Below are 25,961 nucleotides of genomic sequence, written 5' to 3' on the forward strand. Positions count from 1 at the left end.
GTCCTCCTTGTTCTCCAATAGGACAGCCTATGCCATGGAAGCTCCCTGACTTTTAAAACACCCTCTGAAGCAGCTGCGCTCAGCATTGGTTAATTAGCATTCGCTTTATAGTAAGGCAAAATTGTAAGGCTGTCAATAGCATGAGCATCTAGCTAGCCCCATCGATCGCATTTCTTTAACAGTTGCGATCACAAAATCCAGCATTCGCTCCAGTGGGGTTACGTGAGTTTTGCTAGTGGGTAACGATCGTTTCCGCGATCACATTAAATTATATTGCTTTGGTTGCGCAAGACACAGTCATTTTTAGATTAATACTGCACTGGTATTTGGGGCGATCGCTCGAAATCCGCGCTTTTGCGTTGCCCCTGTACCCGCGACTGCCTTGCTGAGCCCGGCCGCCGCCCCTGCAGCCAGCAACGCATCTTACAATTGCCCTGGCGCGAGCGAGAGCTGCCATCCCAGCCCGAACCCCTGAGCTTCGCCCAGCACGGCTACCGCTACTTCCAGCCCGTGCGGGCTACCTGTTTGCCACCCAGTCCATCGCGGCGCGGCTCAGCGGTTCGGAGGCCCCCTCGAGATAGCCAGACGCCAGCAGTCGCGCATTAAATTCCAGCTCTACGACCCGGACAGCAATGCGTCAACGATCGACAACGGTCGGCGAGCGTTCTACGCTATTGTTGAACCGATTTTTTATCGATAAAGCGGCCTTCAACATATTTGTGTAAGATACTGGAGACGAGTGTCTGATACGGCATTCCTTCTTCGGATGCGATTTTCTGGATTTGGTTAAAATCGCGCTCCGAAATGCGGACGTTGATGCGCTTGTCTTTTTTAAAAGTCGATTTGGCGTAAGCCCGGTGCTTTTCGAGGTCCTTTTGGCGATTGAAAGGACGCTTGAGTTGCCCGCGCTCGAAAGCGTCTAGGAGTTCCGCTTCTTCCGGGTCAAGATTGCTATTTGTTTGGGACATAGTGTTGAGTCGCTTTGCGACTGGGGATAATCGTTTTTAAAACGATTTCTTGCTCGTTTTCGAGGTAGGGCACTAAATAGGCGTAGCCTTCAATAACGACGACGGAGATTCGCTGTCCGGGGTGCTTGGCCTGGTTGGGATGCGCGAAGATATCGATCTCTTGCCCTTGCTCGATTCCCAAAACGACCGTCTCGAATGAAATCCCTCGCTCGGCCTGTAGCTTTTCGTTCTTCTGGGGGTCCCAACTATAGTACTTCATGCCTTAAGATAGCATTTTGTCTGCCTTTTGTCATCATTTTGGAGGCTGTCCTGGCGAGCTGCACGGGCGCTCGTCCTGGATGCAGTAGTCGACCGAGTCGAACCTCGGGGAAGCTCGCGCCAAGGCGCCCCAATTGCAAGATCCATCGGATAGGTCAGATTCGCTCATGCGGCCAACTTTAGGCCACTCTTCCGACTTGGCAAACGCGCCCTACCCCAGCCGCGACGCCCGTGGCAAGCAGCGCATCCTACAATTGCGCTGGCGCGAGCGAGAGCTGCCATGTTTGCCCAGCCCGAACCCCTGACCTTTGCCCAGCACGGCCACCTCTACTTCCAGCCCGTGCGGGACTACCTGTTTGCCGCCCAGTCCATCGCGGCGCCGCTCAGCGGCTCGGAGGTCTCGGAGGCGGCCAAGCACTTCCCCGTGGTGTTCCCGCCTGAGGGGCAGTCGCTGCTGCCGCAAGCGGTTCTGTCGCTGCAGCAGGACAGCAACGCCTTCGTGTCGGAGGATGGCCAGTGGCAGGCGCCCTACGTCCCCGCCCACATCCGGCGCTACCCCTTCATCCTGAGCAAGGTCCAGGACAGCGATCGCTACACCATTGCCATCGACCGCCAGGCGCCGCAGCTGCAGCCCCAGGCCCAAGCCGGTGCCAACAGCCAACCCTTGTTCGATGAGGAGGGCAACCCCGGCGAGCCAGTGGAGCGGGCCCAGAAGTTTTTGACCGAATACCAGCAGGAGCTCAGTGCCACCGAGCGCCTGCTGGCGCCGCTGCAGGAGCAGGAGCTGCTGGTGGCGCGCCAGTTCAAAATCGGGCAGGGCGAGGAGCAGGCTGCCGTGCTGAGCGGCTTCCGCGTGTTTGATAGCGATCACCTCTCGCAGCTAGAAGACGCCACCCTGGGCGAATGGACCCGCAACGGCGTGCTGGGGATGGTGTTCGCGCACCTGCACTCGCTCAGCAACGCCCGGACCCTGGCCCAGCGCCAGCAGGCCCAGCTCGCCAACGCCTAGGGGGCAACAAAACACTGCGGAGTCCAGCTGCCGTGCAGCCCGTAGGGCACGTGGTGCCGCAGGCGCAGACGGGCGACCGGGCCCTGCGCGATCGCCTGCCCATCCAAAACCACCACGTCGGTGCGGTGGGCATCGGCCTGATAGACCCACATCAGCACCCAACCCTCATCTTCGGCGCTGGCGTTGGCCTTGGGCACGAACGCCGGCTCGCCCACAAAGCCGCGCGGGGCAGCGCTCCAGACCTCGCGCTCGCCGGTGGCCCCATCCCGCTTGAGCAGTGCCTGCAGCGGCGCGTTGCCGCGGGGCTGGTGGGCTGCCGCCAGGAACAGGTAGCGGTAGGGGCGCCCCTCGCAGTTGGGGTTGGGCGCCGGGAACTCGCAGCATTGGGGCTCCAGGCACTCGCACGTTGCCCTCTCCCGTTGCCACTCCAGCTGCGTGCGCCAGAGCTGGCCGGGCGGTAGGGCCGCAAAGTTAACCTGGCGAAAGTCGGCTTCGGGATCCAGCTCGGGGAAATCGGCGTAGCCGATGGAATCCACGGTCAGGCCGCCCTCGCGCTCGAAGGCATTGGCGTAGTGAAAGATAAAGCCGGCAGGGGCCTCCCAGAAGCGCACGGGCTCGCCGGCGCTGGGGTCGCGCGGCACCGCGGCAATGCGCGTGGGCCGCTGGGGCTGAAAGCGCAGGCACTGGGCCTGGGTGCGCCAGCCCAACAGGTAGGGCAGTGGGTTGAACGCCAGCGGGTTTTGGAAAAACAGGCAGTAGTGGGGCGTCAGGGCAAAGTCGTGGATGAAGGCAAAGCCCGGCAGGCTGAAGGCCTGGCGCTGCAGCAGCTGCCCCGCCGGGTCCAGCTCGTAAACCGTGACTTTGGTAGAGAGCCCCGGTTGCAGGGCAAAGTTGACCAGGCTGGGGGCGCCGCCGTTGAGCGGGCTGCTGGGGTCAATGCGCGGGTGAGCAGCAAACGCCCCGCCCGGGGGCAGGATGCCATCGAGGGTATCGGGACCCAGGGTCTCCAGCGTGGCCGGGTCCAGGCGATAGGGCTCGCCCGCTTCCCACAGCGCCAGCAGCCGGCCGCCCCAGTAAATGATGTTGGTGTTGGCCACGTTTTTGAGGCTCAGGTCCAAGGCATTGGCCAGCCAGCCGCCGGGCTTTTGCGTGCCGAACACTCCGCGGTAGCGGATGCCGCCGGCTTGCTGCTCCTCGATAAAGCCGGGGGTGCGTACGAAGCGGTTGCGGAAGCGGGCGCGGCCGTGGCGAAACGTCACCGCGCAGACCATGCCGTCGCCATCGAAGGGGTGGTGCAGCGGCTGGCCGTTGACATCCAGTAAGCCCGGGCCGTTGCGAAACAGCGTCCCGTTCAGATCGGGCGGTAGGGTGCCTTTGATCGCCTCGATAGGGTAGTCGAACTCCTGCGGCTGCGAGGCGTAGCCCTGCTGCCAGTCGCGGCGGTCGTAGGGGGCGGTGGTGGCGTCAGATGCGAGCGTATCGGTCATAAGGCAAGCTCAACTGCGGGGGGAGGCGGGCGCATAAGCCTCGATTTCGGCGAGGGTGCTGCCCCATTCGGGCACGGCGAGGGGCAAGCCGGGTTGGGCGGCTTGCGAGTGGCGCACCTCGCCCTCGCGCGCTGGGGGTGGCTGCGCCCCGGGGTCGCCATTGGGGAGCAAGCTCACCAGCGGCAGCGGTAGCAGCGTGGAGGCGTTGGTCAGCAGCACCAGCAGCCAGAGGTTGTCGAACTCGGTCTCGGTGACGCCCAGCCAGTGGGTCAGCAGCGCCCCGGCCTCGTGCGAGAGCACCCCCGAGAGGTTCCAGAGCGACATCAGCAGCGCAAACAGGGTGGCTTCCACCCCGCGCGGGCACAGGCGCGCCGAGAGCACCAGCACGGGCATGAAGGCCACTTGGCCCATGACCGCCAGGATCAGGCTGTCACCCAGGCTGAACCAGTGATCGTCAATGCCCAGCGCGCGGTTGGCGTGGGTGACCAGGATCAGCGTCGTCAGCCCCAACAGCGCCGACAGCACGGTGGTCCAGACGAACAAGCGCCGAAAGGGCACCGTTTTGAGGAAGCGGTAGAACACCCAGATGCCCGCGAGCGAGGCCAGATTGGTCACCAACCGGATCCGGCCCAGGAACTCGGGCTCAAAGCCCAGCTCGTTGGTCTGGAAAAAAAACAGCGCCGAATCGGCGGTGGGCGTGGCTTGCCAGACAAAGACAAACAGCGCCGGCATCCACACCGGCTCTTGCGCGATCGCGCCCCACAGCTGCCGGATTTGGTCGCGCAACTGCGGCCGGGCGGTGCCGCGGCTCACCGGCGTCTCGGCGATCGCCCAGGCCACCGCCGAGACCAGCAGCGGAAAGATCGCCGTGACGGCAAACACCGCCCGCGGCGACCACAGCTCCAGCAGCCAGCCGCTGAGGTAGGCCGTAATAACGCCGCCCAGCCCCGAGGCCCCCCAGCACACCGACTGCAGCGACCCGGCCCGATCCAGCGACTCCACCCGCGCCCGCTCCACCACTTGCGAGTCGACGATGACATCGCTCACGGCCATCGAGAGCGAGCTCAGCAGCAGCACCACCACCGCCGTTGCGCTCGAGTCCACCAGCGTGGCGAACGCCAGCCAGGACAGCGAGCCCACAATCCCCGAGAGCACCAGGTAGGGGCGGCGGCGGTAGCCCAGCAGCGGGACGCTATCCGATAGCAGCCCGAACGCCGGCTTGATCGCCCACGGCAGGACGGCGATCCCGGCCAGCGCCGACACCTCGGCTGGGCTCAGCCCCAGCTCGTCTTTGAAAAAGAAGCTAATCGCCAGCCGGGCCAAGCCCAAGATCCCCTGAACGAAATAAACCGTCAGGATGGCGATCAGCTCGGGGGTGGGCTTGTTGCCGAAAAAAACCTTGTCTTGCAGGAAGGTGGTGATCGAGGCAGGGCGCGCGATTGCCATTTATGAAGTTTTATGTAGCTTCATCCATTTTAATGGGGCAGCCGCCAAGGCAGCGAGCCCGCCCCAGCGCGCGGCCAGGGTAGCTGTGCGATCGCGCCCGAATTTGAAGAGTGATTGCGCTGGGCGCGAGGCTCCATCGAGCCAGGCGCGATCCATCGCTTAAGCTAAAACTACCGCCCGGTTGCTCGGGCGATGGGGATACGCACAGATCGTCCCAGTGGAGGAAACGGCCATGCTCAACAAGCTATTGCTCGCCGATGCCGGCACCGGCCACGTGGAAGAGGCCCTGCAGTACCTACTGGAGCTGCCAGCGCTTAAGGACACCACGGTGACCGTGCTGCACGTGGTCTCGGCGCAGACCACCACCGCCCAGATGGCCGAGCAGTGGGAGCAAGGGGGTCGGCTGCTGGCCGAGGTCCTGCAGCGGCTCGAGCTCGACCCCCAGCATGCCAGCACGGTCCTGCGCCAAGGGGACCCCAAAGACACGATCCCGCAAGTGGCTGAGGAAGTGGATGCCGATCTGATCGTCATGGGCTCGCGGGGGCTAAAGCGGCTGGAGGCCATTTTGGCCAACTCGGTCAGCCAGTACGTGTTCCAGCTCACCAACCGCTCCCTGCTGCTGGTCAAAGACGACATCTACGTCCGGCGGTTCAAGCGCCTGATGGTCGCGCTCGATGGCTCGCAAGCCGCCCAGTACTGCTTGGATCTGGCACTGTTTCTCATGCGCGAGCACAGTGCACTCCAGCTCGATCTGGTGCATGTCGATCCCAACTTGGATAAGGAAGCTCCGCCGCAGTCCCCCGAAACCGCCGAGCAGGATCCGGTGCTGGCACCCGCTGCCCGCCAGGCCCAGAGCCAGGGCGTTGCCCACCGCTGCATCGCCACCGGCGGTGCCCCGGCCGAAACGCTCTGCAACTTGGCGCAACAGAACCGCGCCGATCTGCTGCTGCTGGGATCGCCCGAGCGGCGGCCCTCTGTTGCCAAAAGCCTGCCCGATTTGGATCGCCTGCTCGGCACCTCAATCTCGGACTACGTGCGCGTCAATGCCACCTGTCCGGTACTTTTAGGACGCATGCCTAGCTCAACCTAGGCCCAGCTACTCACTGCGGGCAGGCAGCATAAGCGGTGGGCTCCAGGAGCACCTCATTCGCTCTGCTGGTTGCGGCTGGCGGTTTGGATGTAGAGCACGAGCAGCACCACAAGCGGCACCAGCACGAACAGCAGGCTAGCGACAAAGCCCCAGGTGTTGACGTCCATGAGCATGGCAATTTCCCCTCTCACGCTCGCAGCCACAACGTCTAGGCTACCACTTGCAATGCCGGCAGTAATGCGTATTTCGCCCTAGCTGCGCGCCTGCGGCTTAGTTTTGATACTGACGGGGCCATGGACTTGCGTTTGGCAGGAGAGGCGGTAGCTGTCGGGGCGCTTTTTGAGTTTTTGCTGCTCGGCCGGCGTTGGGGCAGATAAATTCTCCCTGCCCTCTAGTACCTCAACAATGCACGTGCCGCACTGGCCGTAGCCGCCACAGTTAGTCAGCTTGCCCTTGAGCGTGTAGACATCAATTTTGTTTTCTATGGCTTTTTGCCGCAGGTTAGCCCCATCGGCAGCAACCACATCTTGACCTTCAACGGCAAAGTGGATGTTGGGCATCGGTTCTCCTTACAGCGAGCGGCGGAGCGCCTCCACCCCTAGATCGTAAACGACGGGCCGGTGCTAGCCGAGCGGTTAGGGGGCAGCGAAGGGATCGTCCTGGGGGAAGCTGCTCGTGCGCCGCTGCAGCCGGGCTAGGGAAGTGTTGTAGTTGATGATGGCCGTCAGCCGGTTCTCGCGCGCTCGCGTCAGGCGTGCCTGTGCGTTAATGACATCGGTTTGCGTGCCCACCCCGGCCTGGAAGCGCAAGCGCGCCAAGCGCAGCGCCTCCTCAGCCTGGCGGACCTCGGCTTTTGCCGTTTGGATGTTTTGCTGGTTGGCTTGCAGGTTGAAAAAGCTCTCCTCCACCGCCAACCGGATCTGGTTGCGCTGGTTGGCAAAGCGAGCCTCGGCCGTTTCAGCTTGCTCGCGGGCTTGTTGGGCTTGGGAGCGGGCGCGGCCGCCGTCAAAGGCCGTCCACTGCATCTGCACGCCCAAGCGGAAGCCGTCCCCCGGCCCAACGTTGTTGAATTCCTTGCGGATGTTGTAGCTGCCAAAGGCACTGACTTGGGGGCGGATGCCCGCGAGCGCGACTTGGGCCTCCTGTTGGCTGATGCGGCGCTGGGCGATCTGCTGCTCCAGTTCGGACCGGTTCCGCAGCGCTTGGGTGATGCTCGCCTCTAGCGACTGCTGCCAGGTTCCAGCTTTCTCCACCGGGTCTTGGGCAGTGACTGACGCTTGCGGGGCCAAGTTGAGTGTTTGGGCCAGCCGCCGGCGGGCGATGCGCTGCTGGGCCCGGGCGTTGGCAAGCTCCTGGCGGTCCTGGCTGAGCTCGGTTTGGGCCTGCAGGACATCAAACTGCGTGCCCACCCCGGCCCGCTTGCGCAGCTGGGCATCGCGCAGGCTCTGCCGCGATTCGTTGATGGCGGCTTGGGCGATGGCCACCTGCGAGGTGGCCTCTTGCAGGCTGTAGTAGCGCTCTTTGACTTTCAGCGCGACGGCCTCGCGCTGCTGCTCGAGCTGCAGCTGCCGCAAGCGCACCCGCTGCTCGGCTTGCTCGATTTGGGCCGAGCGCCGCTCGCCAGTGTAGATGTCGTAGCTCAGCTGCAGCTCCCCATTGAGGGCGGTGTTGAGTTCATCGGGTTCAAGTTGAAAGCTTTGTTCTTGGGCTCGGATCTCGCTCGTTGCCCGTTTGGCGGTATCGAGCGTCACTCGCGTTGTGAGTTCGGGAAACCGTTCGGCTTGGGCCGCTTGCAAGCTGTCGCGGGCGGCGGCGAGCTCCTGCCGCGCTTGCTCGAGCTGAGGGTTGTTGCGCCGCGCGAGCTGCAGCGCCTGCTCGAGCGATAGGGCCCGAACCATCTCAACTTGAGCTTGCTGGGGTCGGTTCGGGCGCTGCAGCGGATTGGGGGACGGCTCGATCTCGCGCAACGACTCTTGGGAGCGCTCCTGAGGCGGCGGGATGAGGGCAGGCGGTAGCTCGAAGGTCGGCACCTTGGGGGGCTCAGGGGCGGATTCCTGCGATTCGGGCAGAGCCGGTTGTGCCATCGCGGCAGTGCTGCTGCCGGCCGCAATGGCGGCAGCAATACTGGCTTTCAGGACACGGCTGATGGCTGGCATGAGCTGGCTCGGTCGGGGTAGCTTGAGCTGAGCTCTAATTGTAAATCTTGGGCGCAACCACCGCGATTAGCGACCCGGTTGGGCCAGCACGCTCAGCACGACCGGGCCCAGCAGGCGGTGGTGCTGTTGAGGAACCAGTTCCACAGCCCGCGCCAGGCTGGCGCGCCGCTGGGGAGCATACAGGTGCAACCGCTCGGGCGAGCGCTGCCAAAGCCAGTTGTTGGCAGACTGGCTCGGCAGGGTCCAATCGGCCCAGTAGAACTGCCCGTTCCGGCGCAGGACTCGCGCTAGTTCCCACAGCACTGCTAGCGGTCGCAGGTAGTGCAAAAAGCTGGCGGTTGCAAAGGTGGCGTCAAACTCGCCGCTGGCAAACGGTAAGGCCTCAGCATTGCCGCGTACGTACACCAGCCGCCGGCGATCGGGGTTGTGCGCGCGCGCCTGGCGCAGCATCTGCGGCGAGAGATCCAACCCCACCCCACGCAGGCGGGGATAGGTCTTGGCCAAGCGTGCGAGCAACCGACCCGTACCGCAGCCCAGCTCGAGAACCCGCGCCCCCTCCGGCAGCGTCACGAAAGCCAGCAAGCGCGCGTGGATGGCCTGATAAAACGCAGTAGTCGGCAGCCAGTCGTAGTGGGGGCCCAGGCATCGAACAGGCGCTGCTTGCGGCGGTAGGAATCGCGCATGCCGCTAGCTGAGCTGCGCCGTACACTCCAGCATCAGGCGCTGGCTGGTGATGTCGTAGGGCTGCAGTGCCAGCGCTTGCCGGCACGCCTCGATGGCTGCCGCGCAGTCGCCCAAGGCGGCGTGGCACAACCCCAACCCATGCCAGGCCCCAAAATGGTGGGGATTCAAGCGCACCACCGTTTGACAGTCCTCGCGGGAGCGCTCGTATTCGCCGACTACGTAGTAGAGGACGGCCCGCCGGTTCCAGGCCTCGGCAAAATCCGGGTGCTGGGCGATCGCCTCACAGAGCAGGTCTTCGGCAACAGTGATGTTGCCCGCATCGAGCATGGCTTGCGCGCGCTCGAGCTGCTCCTGGCCCCAGCGCCCTTTCTGCTCGAACCATCGACGCCAGAGCTTGGCCGTCGCGGCTTCGCGGGCCGCTTCATCGGGCTGCCGGAGCTCAGCCAGCAGCCCCTCGAGCGATTCGTCCATGGCTAGCGCTTGCGGGCTACTCGCGATCGCTGCCGGACTCGCCGTCCTCAGACTCGGAACTGTCTTGCTTGTTGACCTTCTTGTTGACCTTGGGGATGAAATTGGGGCGCTCGCTGCCTTCCCAACCGGCCGGACGCTTGGAGTTGTACCAGGCAATGGAGCCAATGGTGACAGCGGCAATGAAGCCAATGATGTAAACGGCCGTAAACGAGATCGGCAGGTCGCCGCCGGCTTGCAACAAAATGGGCATGAGCAATATCGCTTCCGTCTCGATAGCTGCAATCCTAGCAAAGGGGCTAGCGGGGGTGGCCGGCGCTAGCGGAACATGCTGCTGACCGAGCTATCTTCGTGCACGCGCGATATAGTTTCGCCCAACAGGTTGGCTACCGACAAAACGGTGAGCTGCTCGAAGCAGTGGGATTCGGGGACCGGAATGGTATTGGTGACGATGACCTCTTCAAACAAGCCGCTCGAGAGGCGAGACACTGCCGGATCCGAGAGGACGGCATGCGTGGCGCAGGCATAGACCGCGCGCGCCCCCTCCGCTTTTAGCAAGCGTGCCCCTTGCGTAATGGTGCCGGCTGTATCGATCATGTCATCGACCAATACGGCCGTTTTGCCCGCCACATCGCCCACCACGTTGAGTACTTCCGCCTCGTTGTGGCTCTGGCGGCGCTTGTCGATGATGGCAAGCGGCGCATCGTCGAGCTTTTTGGCAAAGGCGCGCGCCCGCCCCACGCCACCCACATCGGGCGAGACGATGACTAGGTCGGAGAGCTGCTTGCTCGCCAAATAATCGATCAGCACCGGCGAGCCGTAAACGTGGTCGAAGGGAATGTCGAAATAGCCCTGAATTTGATCCGAGTGCAGGTCCATCGCCACCACGCGATGGGCTCCCGCCTCGGAAATCAAGTTGGCGACCAATTTGGCCGTAATGGATTCGCGCCCCGAGGTTTTGCGATCGGCGCGCGCGTAGCAGTAATAAGGAATGACAGCGGTAATCTGCCGGGCTGAGGCCCGATGGCAGGCATCAATGATGGTCAACAACTCCATTAAGTGGTCGTTGACCGGATGCGAGCAGGGCTGGATGAGATAGACATCGCAGCCGCGCACCGATTCTTGAATTTGGACGTAGAGCTCGCCGTCGGCGAATTGCTTGCGCACGATGGGCCCTAGCTCCATGCCCAAGTAGGCCGCCACCTCTTTTGAGAGCGAGACATTGGCTGAGCCCGAAAACAAGCGCAGCCGGTTTTGGGGTGCGACCGAGGCTGCGCTGGGGTGAACCGGCAAAGTAGCAGGTTGGCTCACGGCAAACAGCTCCCCCTCGACTCGACAATCATTCTATCACTTCTGCCGCCGGCAACGAGCTTGCCCGACGCTCCGCAAAAACCTCGCTTGACGGGGCTTGAGGCGTTGTCACTCCAGCAGCTCGCCTGCCTGTTGCGATCGCAGCCGGCCTGCTGGGGACGCTACACTGGCTGCCATTCGAGCGCAACGGTCGCGGGCGCGCTTGCATGACCTCCTCCCTGCTCATTGCCGGAACCGATACCGATAGCGGCAAGACAGCGCTAACGCTCGCCCTAGCAGCCTACTGGCGGACGTATCGGCCGGCCACCTCGCTGGGGCTGATGAAACTCGTTCAGGCCGGTCGCGGCGATGCCGAGTGCTACCGCGAGCTGTTCGGGCAGGATGAGGGCCTTGCCATCCGAGTGCCGCTGGCGTTCGAGATGCCAGTCGCGCCCCCGCTGGCTGCCGCCCGTGAGGAACGCCCGCTCGATTTGGGCGCGGCTTGGCAGGCGCTGCAGGCGCTTCAGCGAGAGCGAGACTTTGTGTTGATCGAGTCGTTGGGCGGCTTGGGCTCGCCCGTCACCGAAGAGCTCACAGTAGGTGAAGTGGCGGCTGCCTGGCATCTGCCCACCTTGCTGGTCGTGCCGGTGCAGCTAGGCGCGATCGCGCAGGCGGTGGCCAACGTGGCGCTTGCCCGCCAGGTCGGCGTGCCGCTGCAAGGCCTGGTGCTCAACTGCGCGCAACCGCAGGCAGGCGAGTCTGGCGCTGACTGGGCCCCGAGCGCGCTGATGGAATCGCTCACCGGCGTGCCCGTATGGGGGAAGCTGCCCTATTTGGCGAGCTGGCGCGATCGCGGGGCACTCACCCGCGCGGCCTCTGAGCTGGCGCTGGAGCGCTTGCGCTAGCGCGACTGGCTCCATACAAAAAGGGATGGCCGCGAGGCCATCCCTTGGGACTTCAAGGTTGGGCGCGTTTAGGAGAGCTGCGGCACGTACTGCTCTTTGTCCGGCACGGTGGCGTACTCGGCCACGATCTGCCGGAACTCGTCGCCGTCGATGGTCTCTTTTTCGATCAGCAAATCGACGAGCCGGTCGACCGCCGGCCGATGTTCGCGCACGATCTGGCGCGCCTGCTCGTGGCAGGCCTCCACGATCGCTTTGACTTCGCTGTCAATGCGCGAGGCGATCTCTTCCGAGTATTCCGAGCGCGTTAGGCCGCCGCCCAGAAAAACCTCGCCGCCACCCTGGCTCTCGAGCGATAGCGGCCCCAGCTCGGACATGCCAAAGCGCGTCACCATCTGCCGGGCCATGGCGGTCAGCTGCTGCAGGTCGCCGCCGGCGCCGCTGGTAACCTCGTCCTCGCCAAAGACTTCCTCCTCGGCGGCCCGTCCGCCTAGGGCGCCTGTAATGCGCGCCTTGAGCTGGGCCCGCGAGACTAGCGTCTGCTCCTCGTCGCTGGGGGTAAACCAGGTCAGTCCCTGGGCCTGACCGCGCGGGATGAGCGTGACTTTCTCCACCGGATCGTGGTACTGCAGCAGCGTTCCGATTAGAGCGTGGCCGACTTCGTGGTAAGCGATCAGGCGCTTGCTTTTGCTATCCACCAGCGGCGTGCCTTCCATGCCCGCAATGACGCGATCAACCGCATCGCTAATTTCCACCATCTCGATGGCATCTTTGCGGCGCCGCGCGGCCAAAATGGCAGCCTCATTGAGCAAGTTGGCCAAATCGGCACCAGTGAATCCGGGCGTGCGGCGCGCGATCCCCTCAATGGAGACATCCGGAGACAGCTTTTTGTCGCGGGCGTGGACCTCCAAAATGCCGATCCGCCCTTTAATGTCGGGCGACTCGACCATAATCTGGCGATCGAACCGGCCGGGGCGCAGTAGGGCCTGATCCAGCACGTCCGGGCGGTTGGTGGCCGCCACAATGATAATGCCGGTGTTCTCCTCAAATCCGTCCATCTCGGTCAGCAGCTGGTTGAGCGTTTGCTCGCGCTCGTCGTTACCGCCGCCGATGCCGGCACCGCGCTGGCGGCCCACCGCGTCGATCTCGTCAATAAAGATCAAGCAAGGTGCATTTTCCTTGGCTTTTTTGAACAAATCCCGCACGCGGGAAGCTCCCACACCAACAAACATCTCGACGAACTCCGAGCCCGAGATGTTGAAAAACGGCACGCCAGCTTCGCCTGCAATGGCCTTGGCAAGCAGCGTTTTGCCCGTTCCTGGCGGGCCAATTACTAGCGCTCCTTTGGGAATTTGTGCCCCCACTGAGGTGAAGCGCTCGGGCTGCTTGAGAAAGCTCACCACCTCTTCTAGTTCCTGCTTGGCTTCCTCAATGCCAGCCACATCGTCAAAGACGATGCCAGTTTTGGCCTCCATTTGGAAGCGGGCTTTGGACTTGCCAAAGTTCATGGCTTGTCCGGGGCCGCCGCCGGTCGCCGAGTTGTTGTTGGAGCGCCGAAACAGGAAAAACAGCGCCACAATCAGCAGAATGGGGAAAATCAGCTGGCCCAGAATGCCCCAAATGGCGCCATTGTCCTCCGAGTCGTGGACCTCAAATTCCACATCCGACTGGCGCAACTGGGCAATCAGCTCGGGGGCCCGCTCGGGAAGCTCAACGCGCTGCTTTTGCACCCGGCCATCGAGTCGCGGATCGGCCGATTCCACGATCGCCGTTTGGCCGCCATCGTACAAATCGACGCTCTGCACGCGCCCCTGCTCCAGGGCTTCGATGAAGCGGCCGTAGCTCATGCGCGTATTGGCCGTGTTGCCGCTTAACCGGTCGCCCCCAGCAGGCGAGAACGTGCCTTGCCACAGGAAAATGCCAATGGCTAAGGCCGGTAGCGTCCAAAGTAGGATTGCTCTCCAGGGAAGTTTCATAACTGCATCTCTCGCTTGTTGACGGTACGCGTGGTAGTTAGCTCGCGGCGGAACTGGAAGTGCCTTGCAGCCAGCTGCTGGCTTTTATCTTAACTTAATTTAACTTCATGAGCGCCGCCCGGGCAGCTGCCCAACGTTAAAAGCGCGCCCTATCCCCGCTGCGTCGGGGCCAGGCGCGCCTCGAAACGGCTTGCACGCGGAGCTAGTAAGTCTCGACGTGCCAGCGACCGGCTTTTTTCATCTGCTTTTGAAACTCGGCCCAATTGACGCCGTGCTTGTCGGCCTCGGCCGATAGGACCTCGTCGATGCCGTTTTCCATGCCTTTGAGGCCGCAGATGTAGGTGTGCGTGTTCTCTTGCTGGAGCAGCTCCCAGATTTCGCTCGCACAATCGGCGACGCGGTTTTGAATGTACATTTTGTTGCCCTCCGCCGTTTTCTGCTCGCGGCTGAGCGCATAAGTCAGGCGGAAGCGGTCGCTATGCTGCTGCTGCAAGCGCTCGAGCTCTTCTTTATATAGGATGTTCTCCGTTTTGGGAACCCCAAAAATCAACCAGGCGAAGCCGTTGAATTGGCCGCCCTCTCGCGGCAGCTCTTCCAGCAGGCGCTGCAAGTAGGCCCGGTAGGGAGCGATGCCGGTCCCAGTTGCCATCATGATGAGGTTGGCGTTGGGATCCTCGGGCAGCAGCATCTCTTTGCCCACGGGCCCCGTGATCCAAACGTTTTCGCCTTCCTCCAAGTTGCAGAGATAGCTCGAGCACACGCCGTAGACGGTCTCGCCCGTCTCGGGATGTTGGTACACCAGCTTGCGGACGCACAGCGATACGGTGTTGGCCTTGCCGTATTCGCCGCTGCGCGTCGAGGCAATGGAGTAGAGCCGCAGCTTGTGCGGCTTGCCGTTTTTGTCGGTCCCAGGCGGGATGATGCCAACGCTCTGACCCTCTAGGTAGCGCAAATCGCTATCGGCTACATCCAGTACGACGTGGCGTACCGTCCCAATGCCGCCTTCATAAACCAGCTCGCTGTTCTCGACGCATTGGCCCACCAGCGGACTTTTGGGCTTGTAGAGGTTGACCGGAACGTCCGATTTTTTCTGGGCCTTTTTGTCCTTATCCTTCTGCGCCTTATCTTGCCCTTGTTGCTGCACCTGGGCTGGCGCATTGCGGCCCTCGTTCTTGGCAGCCCCCGCGCTAGCAGAGCCGCCGCTACCGTTGGCCGAGGCAGAGTCGCCATTGAGCGGTCTAATATTGAGGATCCGGCCTCCCAAGCGTGCAATCCGGCGCATCTCGCTGCTCATGCGCTCGTAAGGTACCGTTAGGTAGGTGCTGCCGCTGTAGCGGATGGGATAGCCCATGCGATCGGTCTCGCCGTTCTGGTGCAGCCCCGCTACCTCGAACACGAACGTGCGGCTGGAATTGGCGTTGTTGGCGAAGGCAGCTACTGGATTGGGACCGTACATTGGCAACTAGTTTCCACTCCGAATCGCTTCGAACTGCAAGCAGGTTCTCTCGCGTGGGCCCCCTAACCCGCTTGAGGGGTCATTAGTGGGCTCGAACCCTAGCGCATCCATCAGCCTAGCATTGCTAGCTAGAGCGCCAGGACGCTCGGGAAGAGGCAGAATGGAGGCATGCTTGCCAGTACCAGCGCAGCCGTGGTCGCTGCCTTGTAGGAGGTTTTCCCGTCTGGTATGATACGGGCTCAATATCCTATAGCAACAATACTCAATCCATATCCCGACTTGCCCCCTTCTCTCCGTCCGGAGCATCAGTAGGAGGCTAGCTACTCGCCCTGGTTTGAGGAGCGCAGTGCGCCCAACTAGCGGGATACCAAGAGGGAGGTTATGAAGGCACAATCTGACCGCGTCGTCCTAATTGGCGTTGCCGGCGATTCCGGCTGCGGCAAATCCACGTTCCTGCGCCGCTTGAGCGATCTGTTCGGCGAAGAGTTCATGACGGTCATCTGCCTGGATGACTATCACAGCCTTGATCGCCAGCAGCGAAAGGAAGCCGGGGTGACGGCACTCAACCCCAAGGCCAACGACTTCGATCTGATGTACGAACAGATCGCGGCGCTCAAAAACGGCCAGGCCATCGACAAACCCATTTACAACCACGAAACGGGAACCTTCGATCCGCGCGAGCGCATCGAGCCCAACCACATCGTGGTCATCGAAGGGTTGCATCCCTTCTACGACGAGCGCGTCCGCTCGCTGCTTGACTTTAGCGTCTACCTCGATATCAGCGACGAGGTCAAAATTAGCTGGAAGGTCAAGCGGGACATGTCCGAGCGCGGCCACAGTTACGAGGACGTGCTGGCCTCGATCAACGCGCGCCGTCCCGATTTCAGTGCCTACATCGAGCCCCAAAAAGCACACGCCGATGTCGTGCTGCAGGTGTTGCCCACCGAGCTAATCGACGATCCGGACTGCAACTACGTTCGGGTTCGCCTGATCCAGCGTGAGGGCAAGGACTCGTTCGAGTCGGTCTATCTGTTCGATGAGGGCTCGACGATCCACTGGCGGCCCTGCGGGCGCAAGCTCACCTGCAGCTACCCCGGCATCAAAATGTACTACGGGCCGGATACCTTCCACGGCAACGAGGTCTCGATTCTTGAGGTGGACGGTCAATTCGACAACCTCGAAGAGATGATCTACATCGAGAGCCACCTCAGCAAGACCGCCACCCGCTACTACGGCGAGATGACCGAGTTGCTACTCAAGCATCGAGACTATCCCGGCTCCAACAACGGCACCGGCTTGTTCCAGGTGCTAGTGGGGCTCAAGATGCGCGAGGCCTACGAGCAACTGACAGCGGGCGAAGCCAAAGTGGCCGCCCAGGTCTAGCCGTTCCCGCGGGCTGACCCTGTCCCACGCGTCCCCCGCAAGGGAGCCTTGCGGGGGATATTAATTTAGGAGCGCGACTGGCGCTTCATTTCATCCAGCTCGCGCTCAGCCTCCCAGCGTTGGAACTGTGCCTCGAGCGGATCGTCGGCAGCTTCGCTTGCGCCCCGCTGCCAGCCGGCGCTGCTTCTCCCCGAGTCGGCAGAGGGTGCGGCCGCGCGAGCAGACTGCGTTTTGACTTCCTGCCGCCGCTGTCGGATCTGAGCTAGCAAGCGCTGAGCGCGCTCGAGGCGCTTGTTGACGCCTTCCATTTGCCCCCAGCGTTGGTTGCCCAGGCGCAGCAGCGAGGCTTCCTTGTCCTGAGCGGCTTGGACTAAATCCCAGCGTTGCGCGGCTTTGGCTTTTTCGATGCGTTCGTGCCAACGCTGGATTTGTTGCGCGATCGCGACGATGCCCTCGCGCTGCTGCTTTTGCTGCTGCTGGAGCTCGGCAATCAGGCGCTGGGTGTCTTCTTCTTGCTCGCGCAGTTGCTCCTCGATCGCCTCAAGTTCCAAGTGCGGATGCTCGCGCAGGAACTCATCGAGGCGCGTCTCCAGAAAGCGGCTCAGGTCATCGAATAGCCCCACGATGGTTCCTCAAGCTCAGCTTTATCCAGCAAGCGTAACAGCTGCGTTCCTCGCAGCAGCCAGCAAGGCAATGGGCTCTAAAAACGAGGATGGGGAATAGCCCCATCCTCGTGGCGCTCGCGCTGCTTAGAGCGCTTCAGCAACTCGCGCGTAGAACACGCCGCGAACCCTGACGTCCTCGGGCTCTTTGGCCCCCATATCGGTATGGGAGGGTTGCTCGCTCTCGAAGGTGCCGGCAATCTCGCCCGTATTGGCATTGACCTTGGCTACCTTTAAGTCGATATTGCCCCGGTCGGTAGTCAATTGCTTGATGTTCTCGCGGGCAAGTTCGTCGCTGTCCGCCTTGGCGGGCAGGCCAAGCGCGCTATCATAGCCGCTTGCTGGGCCGCGGCCGCGCGTATCGAGAAAGCCACCGCCCCGGTAAGGGGTGACAACGTACTGCCCCTGAAAGTCGGTGGAGGTGGTGATGGCCGGGGCAGCGGACTGCGCGTTGGCCACCAGCCCCTTCACGGTAAACATGAACGGCACTTCCTTGCCGCCAGGCAGCTGGATGGTAATGGGCTGGAAGTCGATGCCATCTTCTTCCCGCAGCGTCAGGTTCCCGCGATCGTCGACCTCGAGCTTGCCCCGAATTTGCTCCAGGCTCGTTGTCGCCCGCGTCAGCAGCTTGCCGGGAACGAACTCGGGGTCTTGCCGCTGGGTTACCGGCTCTTCTTTGGCAAAGTAGTCGGTCGGTTGCAAGCACATATCGCGTATGGCATAGGACCGACCGGGCTCGATGTCGAGCTTGCCGCGGCTCGTCTCGGATAGCTGCGGGCACTTGTTCGCCAGGCCCGTCCCAATAACCTGGTCGTAAGTTAGTTGTTGCCGGTCGGTCGCCGTGACCGTGGCGGCAGGACCCTCACTGCAAGCCGTCAGGACGCCGACGCACAAAGCCAGAACGGCAACGACAAACGCACGGTAGCTCATGGTTGCTCTCGCTCGCTTCGGGTTTTCTCTATAGACCGCTATCGAGCGCTGGCGCACTTGGGCACCCCAAGCGATCGCTGCCGCTCGATCGAGCGTACTCAGCTTGTTAAACTCGCGTAACGCGCTTTCATTGTACAATCTCGTCCCGCCACTGCGACCGAATTGCCATGACCGCCCCAAGCTCCCCGATCGCGTTTGGAACGGATGGCTGGCGGGGCCAGATCGCAGGCAGTTTTACTTTCGAGCGCCTCCGGCAGCTCGCGCCGCCGGCTGCCCAGGTCCTGGCCGAGCATTATGGCGATGCCGAGCGGCAGCGCCCCGTGCTGGTGGGCTACGACCGCCGCTTCATGGCCGAGGACTTCGCGCAGGCAGCAGCCGATGCCGTGCGGCAAGCAGGCTTTAATGTCTGGCTGGCGCAAACCTACGCCCCCACCCCAGCGCTGAGCTGGGCTGCCCGCAATCGCGAGGCCCTAGGCGCCCTCGTTATCACGGCCAGCCACAACCCAGCCGGCGATTTGGGCGTCAAGCTCAAGGGCAGCTTTGGCGGCTCCGTACCGCAGGCCGTGGCGCAGCAAGTGGAAGCCCGGCTGACCCACTCGATGCCCCCGAGCGAGCGCAGCGGGCACGCCAGCGCCTTCGACCCCTGGCCGCACTACTGCCAAGCCCTGCGCGAGCGGGTGGACTGCACCGCCATCCGCGATGCCATTGCCAGCGGCGAGCTGACAGTCTGGGCGGATGCCATGCACGGGGCAGCGGCCGGCGGTCTGAGCCAGCTGCTAGAGCTCCCCATTGGCGAGCTGCGCAGCGAACGCGATCCCACCTTTGGGGACGGCGCCCCCGAGCCCCTTCCCCAGCACCTGTCAGCCCTCTGCCGCCAGGTGCGGCGCACCGCTCGCGGAGCCTCGGGCGGGTTGCGGCTGGGGTTGGCCTTCGATGGCGACGGCGATCGCATCGCGGCCATCGACGGTCGCGGCAACGTGTTGAGCGCCCAAGCCCTCATTCCCCTCCTGGTGGATCGCTTGGCCCGCCAGCGCGGCTTGAGCGGTGAAGTAGTCAAAACGGTCAGCGGTTCGGATTTGATCGCCCATGTGGCCGCTCAGCTCGGGTTGCCAGTTTGCGAAACCCCCGTCGGCTACAAGCACGTGGCCGATCGCATGCTCGCCGAGCGCGTGCTGCTCGGAGGAGAAGAATCCGGCGGCATTGGCTACGGCACCCACATCCCCGAGCGGGATGCGCTGCTATCGGCCCTGTACTTGCTCGAGACCGTCGCGCTCGAGTGGCAGGATCTGAGCGCGCGCTGCGCCCAGCTGCAGCGCGAGACCGGCTTTAGCGCTAGCTACGATCGCCTCGACCTACCGCTGGCGGATGCCGCAGCCCGCGATCGGGTGCGCGAGCGCCTGCAGCAAGCGCCGCCCGACACCATTGCCGGCCGGCGGGTCCGCGAGTGCACCACCCAGGACGGTCATAAATTCCGCCTCGAGGATGGCAGCTGGTTGCTGATCCGCTGTAGCGGCACGGAACCGCTGCTGCGGCTCTACTGCGAGGCACCCACGGCCGCGCGCGTGCGCCAGACCCTGGATTGGGCGCGGCAGTGGACCAACGCAAACTGAGCGAAGCCCGAGCGCCATGACCGAGCTGATCGTGGCCACCGGCAACCCCGGCAAGCGGGACGAAATGCAAGCCTATTTGGCCCAGAGTGGGTGGCGCTTGCAGCTCAAACCTGAGGCGGTCGATCCCCCCGAGACCGGAATGACCTTCGCCGAGAACGCGGCCCTCAAGGCGGCGCACGTTGCTCGCGCCACGGGCAAATGGGCGATCGCCGAAGACTCGGGACTGTGCGTGCGGGCCTTGGGCGCTCGGCCCGGCATTTACTCGGCCCGCTACGGCCGCAGCGATCACGAGCGCATCCAACGGTTGCTGCAAGAGCTAGGCGACAGTGACGATCGGGCGGCCCAATTTGCCTGCGCGGTCGCAGTCGCCCAGCCTGATGGCGCGATCACGCTGCAAGCGCAAGGCAGCTGCTGGGGCAAGATCTTGACCCAGCCGCGCGGCAGCGGCGGCTTCGGCTACGATCCCGTTTTTTACGTCCCCCAGCAGGGGCAAACGTTTGCCCAGATGCCGCCAGCCACCAAGCAGCAGCTCAGCCATCGCGCGCAGGCATTTCGGACCCTGCTGCCGCAGCTAGCAGCGCTACCGGGGACAGCGCACGGCTGACCCCTTCCGCTGCGAGTAGCGCTCAAACGGCTTCCAGGTTTTTCTCGCCCGTGCGAATGCGAACGATTTGGTCGATGGGCGAGACAAAGATTTTGCCATCGCCAATCTCGCCAGTCCGGGCAGCATTGACAATTTTGTCGACGACCGTATCGACTTGATCGTCCTCAACGACAATTTCGATTTGGAGCTTTTGCAAAAACTCGACCGTGTATTCGGAACCGCGATAGCGCTCGGTTTGGCCTTTTTGACGTCCGAACCCGCGGACTTCAGAGACGGTCATGCCCACAACGCCGGCATTCACTAGGGCAACCTTGACCTCGTCCAACTTGAAGGGCCGGACGATCGCTTCAATTTTTTTCAACCGTACCGCTCCTTTGCGAACTCTACCGGACGCCTTAACCGATCAAACGGTTCTTCCGTTTTTACCACGCTGGGCGATGCCACTTTGTTATATCGAATACGTTTGGCGGCCGCATCCGCCTCTCGAGCGCGTTCCGCTCGTGCGGTAGGATTGCAGGGTTGCGGTTTCCGAACAGTAAGGTCTGAAGGAGTTGGGTCATGGCGCGCATGTATTACGACAGCGATGCCGATCTGGGCGCGATTGCCGGCCAAACCGTGGCCGTTATTGGTTATGGCTCGCAAGGCCACGCGCACGCCCTGAACTTGAAAGAAAGCGGGGTCGATGTCGTGGTGGGGCTGTACCCGCAGAGCCGCTCGGTTGCCCGAGCTGAGGCGGACGGGTTGACCGTGCGCTCGGTCGGCGAGGCGGCCCAGCAGGCCGATTTCATCATGGTACTGCTGCCGGATGAGGTGCAGCAGCGCGTGTTCGAGCAAGAGATTGCTCCGCATTTGGGTGAGGGCAAAACGCTTGCCTTCGCGCACGGGTTCAACATCAACTTTGCCCAGATCGTGCCCCCAGAATCGGTCGATACGGTCATGATCGCCCCTAAAGGCCCCGGCCATCTGGTGCGCCGGACCTACACTCAGGGCGAGGGGGTCCCCTGCCTGTTCGCGGTCTTTCAAGACGCCAGCGGGCGGGCCCGCGATCGCGCCCTTGCCTACGCTAAGGGCATTGGGGGCGCGCGAGCGGGCTTGCTAGAGACCAGCTTTCGCGAAGAAGCCGAAACGGATCTATTCGGCGAGCAAGCCGTTTTGTGCGGCGGCATCAGCGCGCTGATCAAAGCGGGCTACGAAACCCTGGTTGAGGCTGGCTATCAGCCCGAGCTGGCCTACTTCGAGTGCCTCCACGAGGTCAAGCTGATCGTCGATCTGATTGTGGAAGGCGGCCTGAGCAACATGCGTAACAGCGTCTCCAATACGGCCGAGTACGGGGACTACACCCGCGGCCCCCGAGTCGTTGACGAGCAGACTCGAGAGGCCATGCGCGGCATTCTGCGCGACATTCAATCCGGCGAGTTCGCGCGCGAGTACGTCCTCGAGAATCAATCCGGGGGCTCGGTTCTAGCCAAAATGCGCCAGCGCGAGCGCGAGCATGCCATCGAAGCAGTCGGTCAGGATCTGCGCGCGATGTTCAGCTGGTCGCAGAAGCCGTAGCCGCTCCCGCCCGCGTGAGCACCGTCCTCCGTTGCTGCAACTCAATCGCATCAATTAGGATGCGAGTAACAGCGCGCATGAGGGTGAGCGTGAGCAAGGCTAAAAAGCGAGCGTCGCAACTGCACCTGCGAGGTCAGATCGCAGCGCTGTGGGGCAAATCCCCAGATCGGCCCAAGCGCATGCGCCTGGTCGGCAGCGATGCCGAGCGTGAGTTGAAGCTCTCCAAGGCCATTCGCGGCTGGGCGGGGGCCAACCTGCAAACCGGCGATTGGGTTGAGGTGATCGGGATGCAGCAATACAACCCCAAAAAGGACTGCTGGAAGTGCCGAGCCGAGGTCATTCGCCCGCTGGGACAAGCGACAGCGCCCTCGCCTGCCACTGCTGAAGCTTCAGCAGCCCGAGCGAACCAACCCGCCAAGCGCTCGGGCAAATCGGCTTCCCCAGCCGTTTTGGTTTGCCAAAAATCCTCTTGCTGCAAGCGCGGTGCCCGCGATGTCTATCAGGCCGTAACAGCGGCGCTACAGCAGCAAGGGTTGGACGAGGAGGTCGAGGTCCGTGCCACTGGATGCATGAGCAAGTGCAAGCAGGGGCCCTGCATCGCGTTCAAGCCCGATAAAGCGCGCTATTTGGGGGTAACTCCCGAGCGCATCCCGGCGCTAGTCGAGCAGCACTTCGCCCCCAGCGAGGCGCAGGCTGAGCTGGCGGCGGAGCAGGCAGCGCCACAAGCGTAAAAATCGGGCTGTCAAGCGGCGCTTGGCAGCCCGGGCTGAGGATAAAAACGGGAGCTGCCGGTTAGGGGCGCTCGCCTACAATTTGCGCTTTGATGGCTTGGAACTCGCTACCTAGCTCTTGGCGCGTCGAGGCGCGCAACAGATAGCGGTAGACGAACCAGCCGCTATATCCCAAGCCAATTAGCTCAAATGCCGGTGCCAACAGCGGAATGCCATTGATGGCTTCCAAAACCGCCAGCGTGATGCGCACGGCGATGATGGCGGCCACAAACAGGACCAGCGCGATCAGCGGCTGTTTGTAGTCGGCAACGAAGCGACCGATCAAGTCGGGCAGTTGGGCAATAAACTCTACAACCGGATCCAGCCATTCGCGCCAGGGCTGATCCGAGGCCGCAGGTTCAGGTTCGGCCGCCGTTCGTGTGGGCGCGATCACGCCCCCTAGCTCAGTATCGAACTCGGCGTCGGTGCGCTCGGTTTGATTTTCAGCTTGCGATGCCATAGGTTGTCGGTCCTTACTGCGTTCGGCGCACTCGGTTGCTTGCCATTGTATGCGCTAAGGCGGCGGCGCCGTTCAACCCTTGCGCCCTGCAGAGGCGATCGAGCCTTGGCAAGCGCCAAAAGGCGGGCAAGTTAGGCGCGGTTACTGGCCGGCGCGCCAGTCTGCACCGGCTGGGCGGACTCGCCCAGTTGGCGGCAGTCAATCTCGCAAGCGTTGTTCGGGCTCTCGATGAGCTCGATCCGCTCGAGCGTGACGCCTAGTGCTCGGACCGGTTCCTGCAGCTGCTGCGCGATATAGGCGGCAATGTTTTCAGCTGTGGGCACAACCTGGGCAAAGTAGGCGATGTCCTTGTTGAGAAACTTGTGGTCGAAGGGCTCGGTTGCGTACTGGTCCACAGCCTGTTGCAAGGCCCCCAAATTGACGACTGTTCCCAGGCGCGGCTCGATCTCACCGGTGACGGTGACTTCCAAGTGATAGTTGTGACCGTGGCCGTGAGGCCAGGCGCATTTGCCGTAAATGTCGCAATTCTGCTCGTAACTCAAATCGGGGCGTGCCAGCCGGTGAGCGGCACTAAAGTGCGTTCGCAGCGTCAGGGATGCTTCCATGCCATTGCCTCGGTAGTCGGCCCACAACTCGGGATGCTCGAATAGCTGCACCTTGGTAACGGGCAGCTGCGGCCGCAACCGCTGCCAAATCGCGCGCGCAATGCATTCGGTGGTCGGTAGCGTCTGCTGGAACTCCGGCCAGACCTCGTTGAGGTAGGCATAGTTCAGCTGGTCGACGACCTCGCGCTGCAGGATGGGTTTGACCTCAGAGAGGTTGACGACCATGCCGTTGCTGTCGATCTCGCCGGCTAGCGAGACGTACAAAACGTAATTGTGGCCGTGGCCGGGGAAATGGCTACCTGCCCCGAAGCGCCGTTGGTTTTCCCATTCGCTCCATTCGGGCAGCCAGTAGTGGTGGCTAGCGGAAAACTGCGCGCGGCGATGGACGATGCAGCTCATTGTTAATGGAGCTTAAGCAAGCCTCCCCATCAGCATAGATCGCCGGCAAGAACCCCTGCCATTGCAGGCTTGCTGCTAGGCCGGCGCTCGGGCGCTCGCGCGCGCCTCTTGCAGCAAGCGCTCGGCCACCCCAAACAGCGCTCGGCCGGCGTGCAAGTAGCCCTCGTCATAGCTGAGCGGGAACCAAGCCAGCTCTTCGAGCCCATCGCGAATGCGCTCCAGGCAATACATGAGGCACTCGGCTGCGCCCTGGGCCAGTACGGGGTGGGCCTGAGACACCAGCAGGCCTTGAGCCTGCTGGAGTTGGTCGTGGCAGTCGTCTAGATAGGCTTGAAACGCTTCCATGCAGCGTTCATCGAACGGATCGGCAGCTAGGGCATCCAATTGCGCCTCCAGCGGATCGAGAATGCGCCTAATGGATGCCTCGAGAGGGGCATAGACGGCTCGAAGCCAATTCTGGCAGTCCCGCACGGCTTCGCGATCGGCCTGGCGCTGTCGTTGGTAGCTAGCCTGAGCGGCAGTCCTAGCCTGTCCTCGCTTGAATCCACCAGGATCCAGCTGCTGGCGATCGTAGGCCTGGCGGCGCTGCGGATCGCGCAGGACCTCGTAGGCTGCATTAATGCGCGCGATGGCGGCACTGTCAGTGGCGGCATTGTCGCCATCGGGATGGAAGCGCTTGGCAAGCTGCCGGTAGGCCTGCTTGATATCGCGCTGGCTCGCCTGCGGCGAGACGCCCAGAATGTCGTAGTAGCTAGCAGTTGCCATCGAGGACAGCCCGTAGCAAACGTCTAGCGTTCGCGAGCAGCACTGGTAACGCTAGCCCCCAAATCCTGAAACAGGGGAGTACTTAGATAGCGCTCGCCGTAGCTGGGCTGGATGGTGACGACTAACTTGCCGGCGTTTTGCGGGCGCTGTGCCACGCGAATGGCGGCGCAGAGCGCGGCGCCGCTGGAGATGCCGGATAAAATGCCTTCCTCGCGCGACAGGCGTCGGCCGTAGAAAATCGATTCTTCATCGGTGACGGTCATGACTTCATCGATGAGATCGACATTGAGCACCTTGGGCACGAATCCTGCCCCCAGCCCCTGGATTTTGTGCGGTCCCGGTTGTCCCCCTGACAGGACGGCACTGTTGGCCGGCTCGACCGCGATCGCCTCAAAATCGGGCTTGCGCGGTTTGAGCGCCTCGGCAACGCCGGTAATAGTCCCGCCGGTGCCCACACCGGCAACCAGAATGTCGGCGCGCCCGTCGGTATCCGACCAAATCTCTTCGGCAGTGGTCGTGCGGTGGATCGCCGGATTGGCGGCATTGCTGAACTGCTGCAGCATGTAGGCATCGCGCGTGCCGTCCACGATCGCCTGAGCCCGCTCGATTGAACCGGTCATGCCCTGGATGCCTGGGGTGAGCTCCAAATTGGCGCCGTGGGCGCGCAGCATGGCCCGCCGCTCGTTGCTCATCGTATCCGGCATGGTCAAAACGAGCTTGTAGCCTCTAGCCGCGGCTGCCATGGCCAGCGCAATGCCCGTATTGCCGGATGTGGGCTCGACTAAAACTGTCTTGCCGGGTTCGATCTCGCCCGCTTGCTCCGCGGCATCGATCATGCTGATGCCAATGCGGTCTTTGACCGAGGCAGAGGGGTTCATGCCTTCCAGCTTGATGGCAATCCGGGCGTGGCACCCCTCCGATTGCGGAATCCGCTTGAGCCATACGAGCGGCGTTTGAAAGGCAACCTCGGTAATGTCGCTGGCAATAGGCATGGCAAGCTCGCAGGCGATCGCCGGTCCCCCAAACGCG

General features: G+C 62.7%; 27 protein-coding genes and 1 pseudogene. 8 read left to right on the forward strand and 20 right to left on the reverse strand.

What is annotated here, in order from left to right:
- Nucleotides 1–671: 671 nt before the first annotated feature.
- Both BRC58_08780 and BRC58_08785 read right to left on the reverse strand, forming a co-directional pair.
- A complete protein-coding gene (locus BRC58_08780; GenBank protein ID PSP16498.1) occupies nt 672–968 on the reverse strand; it encodes an antitoxin in 297 nt (98 codons plus the stop codon).
- A complete protein-coding gene (locus BRC58_08785) occupies nt 952–1,227 on the reverse strand; it encodes a toxin (GenBank protein PSP16499.1) in 276 nt (91 codons plus the stop codon). The genes BRC58_08780 and BRC58_08785 overlap by 17 nt, the downstream gene beginning before the upstream one ends.
- Nucleotides 1,228–1,506: 279 nt before the next feature.
- Between BRC58_08785 and BRC58_08790 the strand changes: the two genes are divergently transcribed.
- Entirely contained in the window at nt 1,507–2,235 is a 729-nt protein-coding gene (locus BRC58_08790; GenBank protein PSP16500.1) for a hypothetical protein, read from the forward strand.
- On the opposite strand, the gene BRC58_08795 is transcribed toward BRC58_08790, so the two are convergent.
- Together BRC58_08795 and BRC58_08800 are read right to left on the reverse strand one after the other, a co-directional pair.
- A complete protein-coding gene (locus BRC58_08795; GenBank protein PSP16501.1) occupies nt 2,232–3,722 on the reverse strand; it encodes an Apocarotenoid-15,15'-oxygenase in 1,491 nt (496 codons plus the stop codon). The genes BRC58_08790 and BRC58_08795 overlap by 4 nt on opposite strands.
- 9 nt (nt 3,723–3,731) lie before the next feature.
- Nucleotides 3,732–5,168, reverse strand: a complete 1,437-nt coding sequence (locus tag BRC58_08800) for a folate/biopterin family MFS transporter (GenBank protein PSP16502.1) — start codon at nt 5,166–5,168, stop codon at nt 3,732–3,734.
- Between the two features lie 232 nt (nt 5,169–5,400).
- Between BRC58_08800 and BRC58_08805 the strand changes: the two genes are divergently transcribed.
- Complete coding sequence (locus BRC58_08805; protein ID PSP16540.1) at nt 5,401–6,258, forward strand: universal stress protein; 858 nt, start codon at nt 5,401–5,403, stop codon at nt 6,256–6,258.
- Nucleotides 6,259–6,311: 53 nt separating this feature from the next.
- Here BRC58_08805 and psbM read toward each other — a convergent pair whose 3' ends face one another.
- The 7 genes and pseudogenes from psbM to BRC58_08840 form a co-directional block, all read right to left on the reverse strand.
- Entirely contained in the window at nt 6,312–6,425 is a 114-nt protein-coding gene (gene psbM / locus BRC58_08810) for a photosystem II reaction center protein M (GenBank protein PSP16541.1), read from the reverse strand.
- A gap of 84 nt (nt 6,426–6,509) precedes the next feature.
- Nucleotides 6,510–6,818: an iron ABC transporter substrate-binding protein gene (locus tag BRC58_08815; GenBank protein PSP16503.1), complete on the reverse strand. Its 309-nt coding sequence runs from the start codon at nt 6,816–6,818 to the stop codon at nt 6,510–6,512.
- A 75-nt stretch (nt 6,819–6,893) separates the two neighbouring features.
- Nucleotides 6,894–8,414, reverse strand: a complete 1,521-nt coding sequence (locus BRC58_08820) for a transporter (protein ID PSP16504.1) — start codon at nt 8,412–8,414, stop codon at nt 6,894–6,896.
- 66 nt (nt 8,415–8,480) lie between these two features.
- Nucleotides 8,481–9,097, reverse strand: a pseudogene (locus BRC58_08825) (SAM-dependent methyltransferase).
- Between the two features lie 4 nt (nt 9,098–9,101).
- Complete coding sequence (locus BRC58_08830; GenBank protein PSP16505.1) at nt 9,102–9,569, reverse strand: hypothetical protein; 468 nt, start codon at nt 9,567–9,569, stop codon at nt 9,102–9,104.
- A 16-nt stretch (nt 9,570–9,585) separates the two neighbouring features.
- A complete protein-coding gene (locus tag BRC58_08835) occupies nt 9,586–9,819 on the reverse strand; it encodes a hypothetical protein (protein ID PSP16506.1) in 234 nt (77 codons plus the stop codon).
- 65 nt (nt 9,820–9,884) lie between these two features.
- On the reverse strand, nt 9,885–10,877 hold the full coding sequence (locus BRC58_08840; protein PSP16507.1) for a phosphoribosylpyrophosphate synthetase: 993 nt from the start codon (nt 10,875–10,877) through the stop codon (nt 9,885–9,887).
- Between the two features lie 206 nt (nt 10,878–11,083).
- Here BRC58_08840 and BRC58_08845 point away from each other — a divergent pair, with 206 nt between their 5' ends.
- Nucleotides 11,084–11,761: an ATP-dependent dethiobiotin synthetase BioD gene (locus BRC58_08845; GenBank protein ID PSP16508.1), complete on the forward strand. Its 678-nt coding sequence runs from the start codon at nt 11,084–11,086 to the stop codon at nt 11,759–11,761.
- A gap of 68 nt (nt 11,762–11,829) precedes the next feature.
- On the opposite strand, the gene BRC58_08850 is transcribed toward BRC58_08845, so the two are convergent.
- Entirely contained in the window at nt 11,830–13,734 is a 1,905-nt protein-coding gene (locus tag BRC58_08850; GenBank protein ID PSP16509.1) for a cell division protein FtsH, read from the reverse strand.
- A 202-nt stretch (nt 13,735–13,936) separates the two neighbouring features.
- Nucleotides 13,937–15,190 carry a ferredoxin-NADP reductase gene (locus BRC58_08855; protein PSP16510.1) on the reverse strand — a complete coding sequence of 418 codons (1,254 nt, stop codon included), beginning with the start codon at nt 15,188–15,190 and terminating at the stop codon, nt 13,937–13,939.
- Nucleotides 15,191–15,571: 381 nt separating this feature from the next.
- On the opposite strand from BRC58_08855, the gene BRC58_08860 reads away from it, so the two are divergent.
- Nucleotides 15,572–16,573, forward strand: a complete 1,002-nt coding sequence (locus BRC58_08860) for a phosphoribulokinase (GenBank protein PSP16511.1) — start codon at nt 15,572–15,574, stop codon at nt 16,571–16,573.
- A 65-nt stretch (nt 16,574–16,638) separates the two neighbouring features.
- Here BRC58_08860 and BRC58_08865 read toward each other — a convergent pair whose 3' ends face one another.
- Together BRC58_08865 and BRC58_08870 are read right to left on the reverse strand one after the other, a co-directional pair.
- Complete coding sequence (locus tag BRC58_08865; GenBank protein PSP16512.1) at nt 16,639–17,196, reverse strand: TIGR04376 family protein; 558 nt, start codon at nt 17,194–17,196, stop codon at nt 16,639–16,641.
- A 126-nt stretch (nt 17,197–17,322) separates the two neighbouring features.
- Nucleotides 17,323–18,165 carry a Photosystem II manganese-stabilizing polypeptide gene (locus tag BRC58_08870; protein ID PSP16513.1) on the reverse strand — a complete coding sequence of 281 codons (843 nt, stop codon included), beginning with the start codon at nt 18,163–18,165 and terminating at the stop codon, nt 17,323–17,325.
- 167 nt (nt 18,166–18,332) lie between these two features.
- Between BRC58_08870 and BRC58_08875 the strand changes: the two genes are divergently transcribed.
- Complete coding sequence (locus BRC58_08875) at nt 18,333–19,775, forward strand: phosphoglucosamine mutase (protein PSP16514.1); 1,443 nt, start codon at nt 18,333–18,335, stop codon at nt 19,773–19,775.
- 16 nt (nt 19,776–19,791) lie between these two features.
- A complete protein-coding gene (rdgB, locus tag BRC58_08880) occupies nt 19,792–20,379 on the forward strand; it encodes a non-canonical purine NTP pyrophosphatase, RdgB/HAM1 family (protein PSP16515.1) in 588 nt (195 codons plus the stop codon).
- Nucleotides 20,380–20,401: 22 nt separating this feature from the next.
- Here the strand turns inward: rdgB and BRC58_08885 are convergent, their stop codons facing one another.
- On the reverse strand, nt 20,402–20,740 hold the full coding sequence (locus BRC58_08885; GenBank protein ID PSP16516.1) for a transcriptional regulator: 339 nt from the start codon (nt 20,738–20,740) through the stop codon (nt 20,402–20,404).
- A 197-nt stretch (nt 20,741–20,937) separates the two neighbouring features.
- On the opposite strand from BRC58_08885, the gene BRC58_08890 reads away from it, so the two are divergent.
- Together BRC58_08890 and BRC58_08895 are read left to right on the forward strand one after the other, a co-directional pair.
- Complete coding sequence (locus BRC58_08890; GenBank protein ID PSP16517.1) at nt 20,938–21,933, forward strand: ketol-acid reductoisomerase; 996 nt, start codon at nt 20,938–20,940, stop codon at nt 21,931–21,933.
- Between the two features lie 59 nt (nt 21,934–21,992).
- Nucleotides 21,993–22,664 carry a hypothetical protein gene (locus BRC58_08895; protein PSP16518.1) on the forward strand — a complete coding sequence of 224 codons (672 nt, stop codon included), beginning with the start codon at nt 21,993–21,995 and terminating at the stop codon, nt 22,662–22,664.
- Nucleotides 22,665–22,725: 61 nt separating this feature from the next.
- Here the strand turns inward: BRC58_08895 and BRC58_08900 are convergent, their stop codons facing one another.
- The 4 genes from BRC58_08900 to cysK all read right to left on the reverse strand — a co-directional run bounded on the left by BRC58_08900 (nt 22,726) and on the right by cysK (nt 25,924).
- Entirely contained in the window at nt 22,726–23,163 is a 438-nt protein-coding gene (locus BRC58_08900; protein PSP16519.1) for a hypothetical protein, read from the reverse strand.
- 131 nt (nt 23,164–23,294) lie between these two features.
- The gene (locus BRC58_08905; protein PSP16520.1) at nt 23,295–24,167 is read right to left on the reverse strand and encodes a 6-pyruvoyl tetrahydropterin synthase; all 873 of its coding nucleotides are present in this window, start codon (nt 24,165–24,167) and stop codon (nt 23,295–23,297) included.
- Nucleotides 24,168–24,242: 75 nt separating this feature from the next.
- The gene (locus tag BRC58_08910; protein PSP16521.1) at nt 24,243–24,932 is read right to left on the reverse strand and encodes a molecular chaperone DnaJ; all 690 of its coding nucleotides are present in this window, start codon (nt 24,930–24,932) and stop codon (nt 24,243–24,245) included.
- 23 nt (nt 24,933–24,955) lie between these two features.
- The gene (gene cysK, locus BRC58_08915; protein PSP16522.1) at nt 24,956–25,924 is read right to left on the reverse strand and encodes a cysteine synthase A; all 969 of its coding nucleotides are present in this window, start codon (nt 25,922–25,924) and stop codon (nt 24,956–24,958) included.
- Nucleotides 25,925–25,961 lie beyond the last annotated feature (37 nt).

This window comes from Cyanobacteria bacterium QS_8_64_29, assembly GCA_003022125.1.
In the GTDB taxonomy this organism is placed as follows: domain Bacteria; phylum Cyanobacteriota; class Cyanobacteriia; order Cyanobacteriales; family Rubidibacteraceae; genus QS-8-64-29.

Excerpts from the sequence above, each read along its gene's own strand:
- BRC58_08780 (PSP16498.1), bottom strand. The coding sequence starts at position 968 with ATGTCCCAAACAAATAGCAATCTTGACCCGGAAGAAGCGGAACTCCTA.
- BRC58_08785 (PSP16499.1), bottom strand. The coding sequence starts at position 1,227 with ATGAAGTACTATAGTTGGGACCCCCAGAAGAACGAAAAGCTACAGGCC.
- BRC58_08790 (PSP16500.1), top strand. The coding sequence starts at position 1,507 with ATGTTTGCCCAGCCCGAACCCCTGACCTTTGCCCAGCACGGCCACCTC.
- BRC58_08795 (PSP16501.1), bottom strand. The coding sequence starts at position 3,722 with ATGACCGATACGCTCGCATCTGACGCCACCACCGCCCCCTACGACCGC.
- BRC58_08800 (PSP16502.1), bottom strand. The coding sequence starts at position 5,168 with ATGGCAATCGCGCGCCCTGCCTCGATCACCACCTTCCTGCAAGACAAG.
- BRC58_08805 (PSP16540.1), top strand. The coding sequence starts at position 5,401 with ATGCTCAACAAGCTATTGCTCGCCGATGCCGGCACCGGCCACGTGGAA.
- psbM (PSP16541.1), bottom strand. The coding sequence starts at position 6,425 with ATGGACGTCAACACCTGGGGCTTTGTCGCTAGCCTGCTGTTCGTGCTG.
- BRC58_08815 (PSP16503.1), bottom strand. The coding sequence starts at position 6,818 with ATGCCCAACATCCACTTTGCCGTTGAAGGTCAAGATGTGGTTGCTGCC.
- BRC58_08820 (PSP16504.1), bottom strand. The coding sequence starts at position 8,414 with ATGCCAGCCATCAGCCGTGTCCTGAAAGCCAGTATTGCTGCCGCCATT.
- BRC58_08830 (PSP16505.1), bottom strand. The coding sequence starts at position 9,569 with ATGGACGAATCGCTCGAGGGGCTGCTGGCTGAGCTCCGGCAGCCCGAT.
- BRC58_08835 (PSP16506.1), bottom strand. The coding sequence starts at position 9,819 with ATGCCCATTTTGTTGCAAGCCGGCGGCGACCTGCCGATCTCGTTTACG.
- BRC58_08845 (PSP16508.1), top strand. The coding sequence starts at position 11,084 with ATGACCTCCTCCCTGCTCATTGCCGGAACCGATACCGATAGCGGCAAG.
- BRC58_08850 (PSP16509.1), bottom strand. The coding sequence starts at position 13,734 with ATGAAACTTCCCTGGAGAGCAATCCTACTTTGGACGCTACCGGCCTTA.
- BRC58_08855 (PSP16510.1), bottom strand. The coding sequence starts at position 15,190 with ATGTACGGTCCCAATCCAGTAGCTGCCTTCGCCAACAACGCCAATTCC.
- BRC58_08860 (PSP16511.1), top strand. The coding sequence starts at position 15,572 with ATGAAGGCACAATCTGACCGCGTCGTCCTAATTGGCGTTGCCGGCGAT.
- BRC58_08870 (PSP16513.1), bottom strand. The coding sequence starts at position 18,165 with ATGAGCTACCGTGCGTTTGTCGTTGCCGTTCTGGCTTTGTGCGTCGGC.
- BRC58_08875 (PSP16514.1), top strand. The coding sequence starts at position 18,333 with ATGACCGCCCCAAGCTCCCCGATCGCGTTTGGAACGGATGGCTGGCGG.
- rdgB (PSP16515.1), top strand. The coding sequence starts at position 19,792 with ATGACCGAGCTGATCGTGGCCACCGGCAACCCCGGCAAGCGGGACGAA.
- BRC58_08890 (PSP16517.1), top strand. The coding sequence starts at position 20,938 with ATGGCGCGCATGTATTACGACAGCGATGCCGATCTGGGCGCGATTGCC.
- BRC58_08895 (PSP16518.1), top strand. The coding sequence starts at position 21,993 with ATGCGAGTAACAGCGCGCATGAGGGTGAGCGTGAGCAAGGCTAAAAAG.
- BRC58_08900 (PSP16519.1), bottom strand. The coding sequence starts at position 23,163 with ATGGCATCGCAAGCTGAAAATCAAACCGAGCGCACCGACGCCGAGTTC.
- BRC58_08905 (PSP16520.1), bottom strand. The coding sequence starts at position 24,167 with ATGAGCTGCATCGTCCATCGCCGCGCGCAGTTTTCCGCTAGCCACCAC.
- BRC58_08910 (PSP16521.1), bottom strand. The coding sequence starts at position 24,932 with ATGGCAACTGCTAGCTACTACGACATTCTGGGCGTCTCGCCGCAGGCG.
- cysK (PSP16522.1), bottom strand. The coding sequence starts at position 25,924 with ATGCCTATTGCCAGCGACATTACCGAGGTTGCCTTTCAAACGCCGCTC.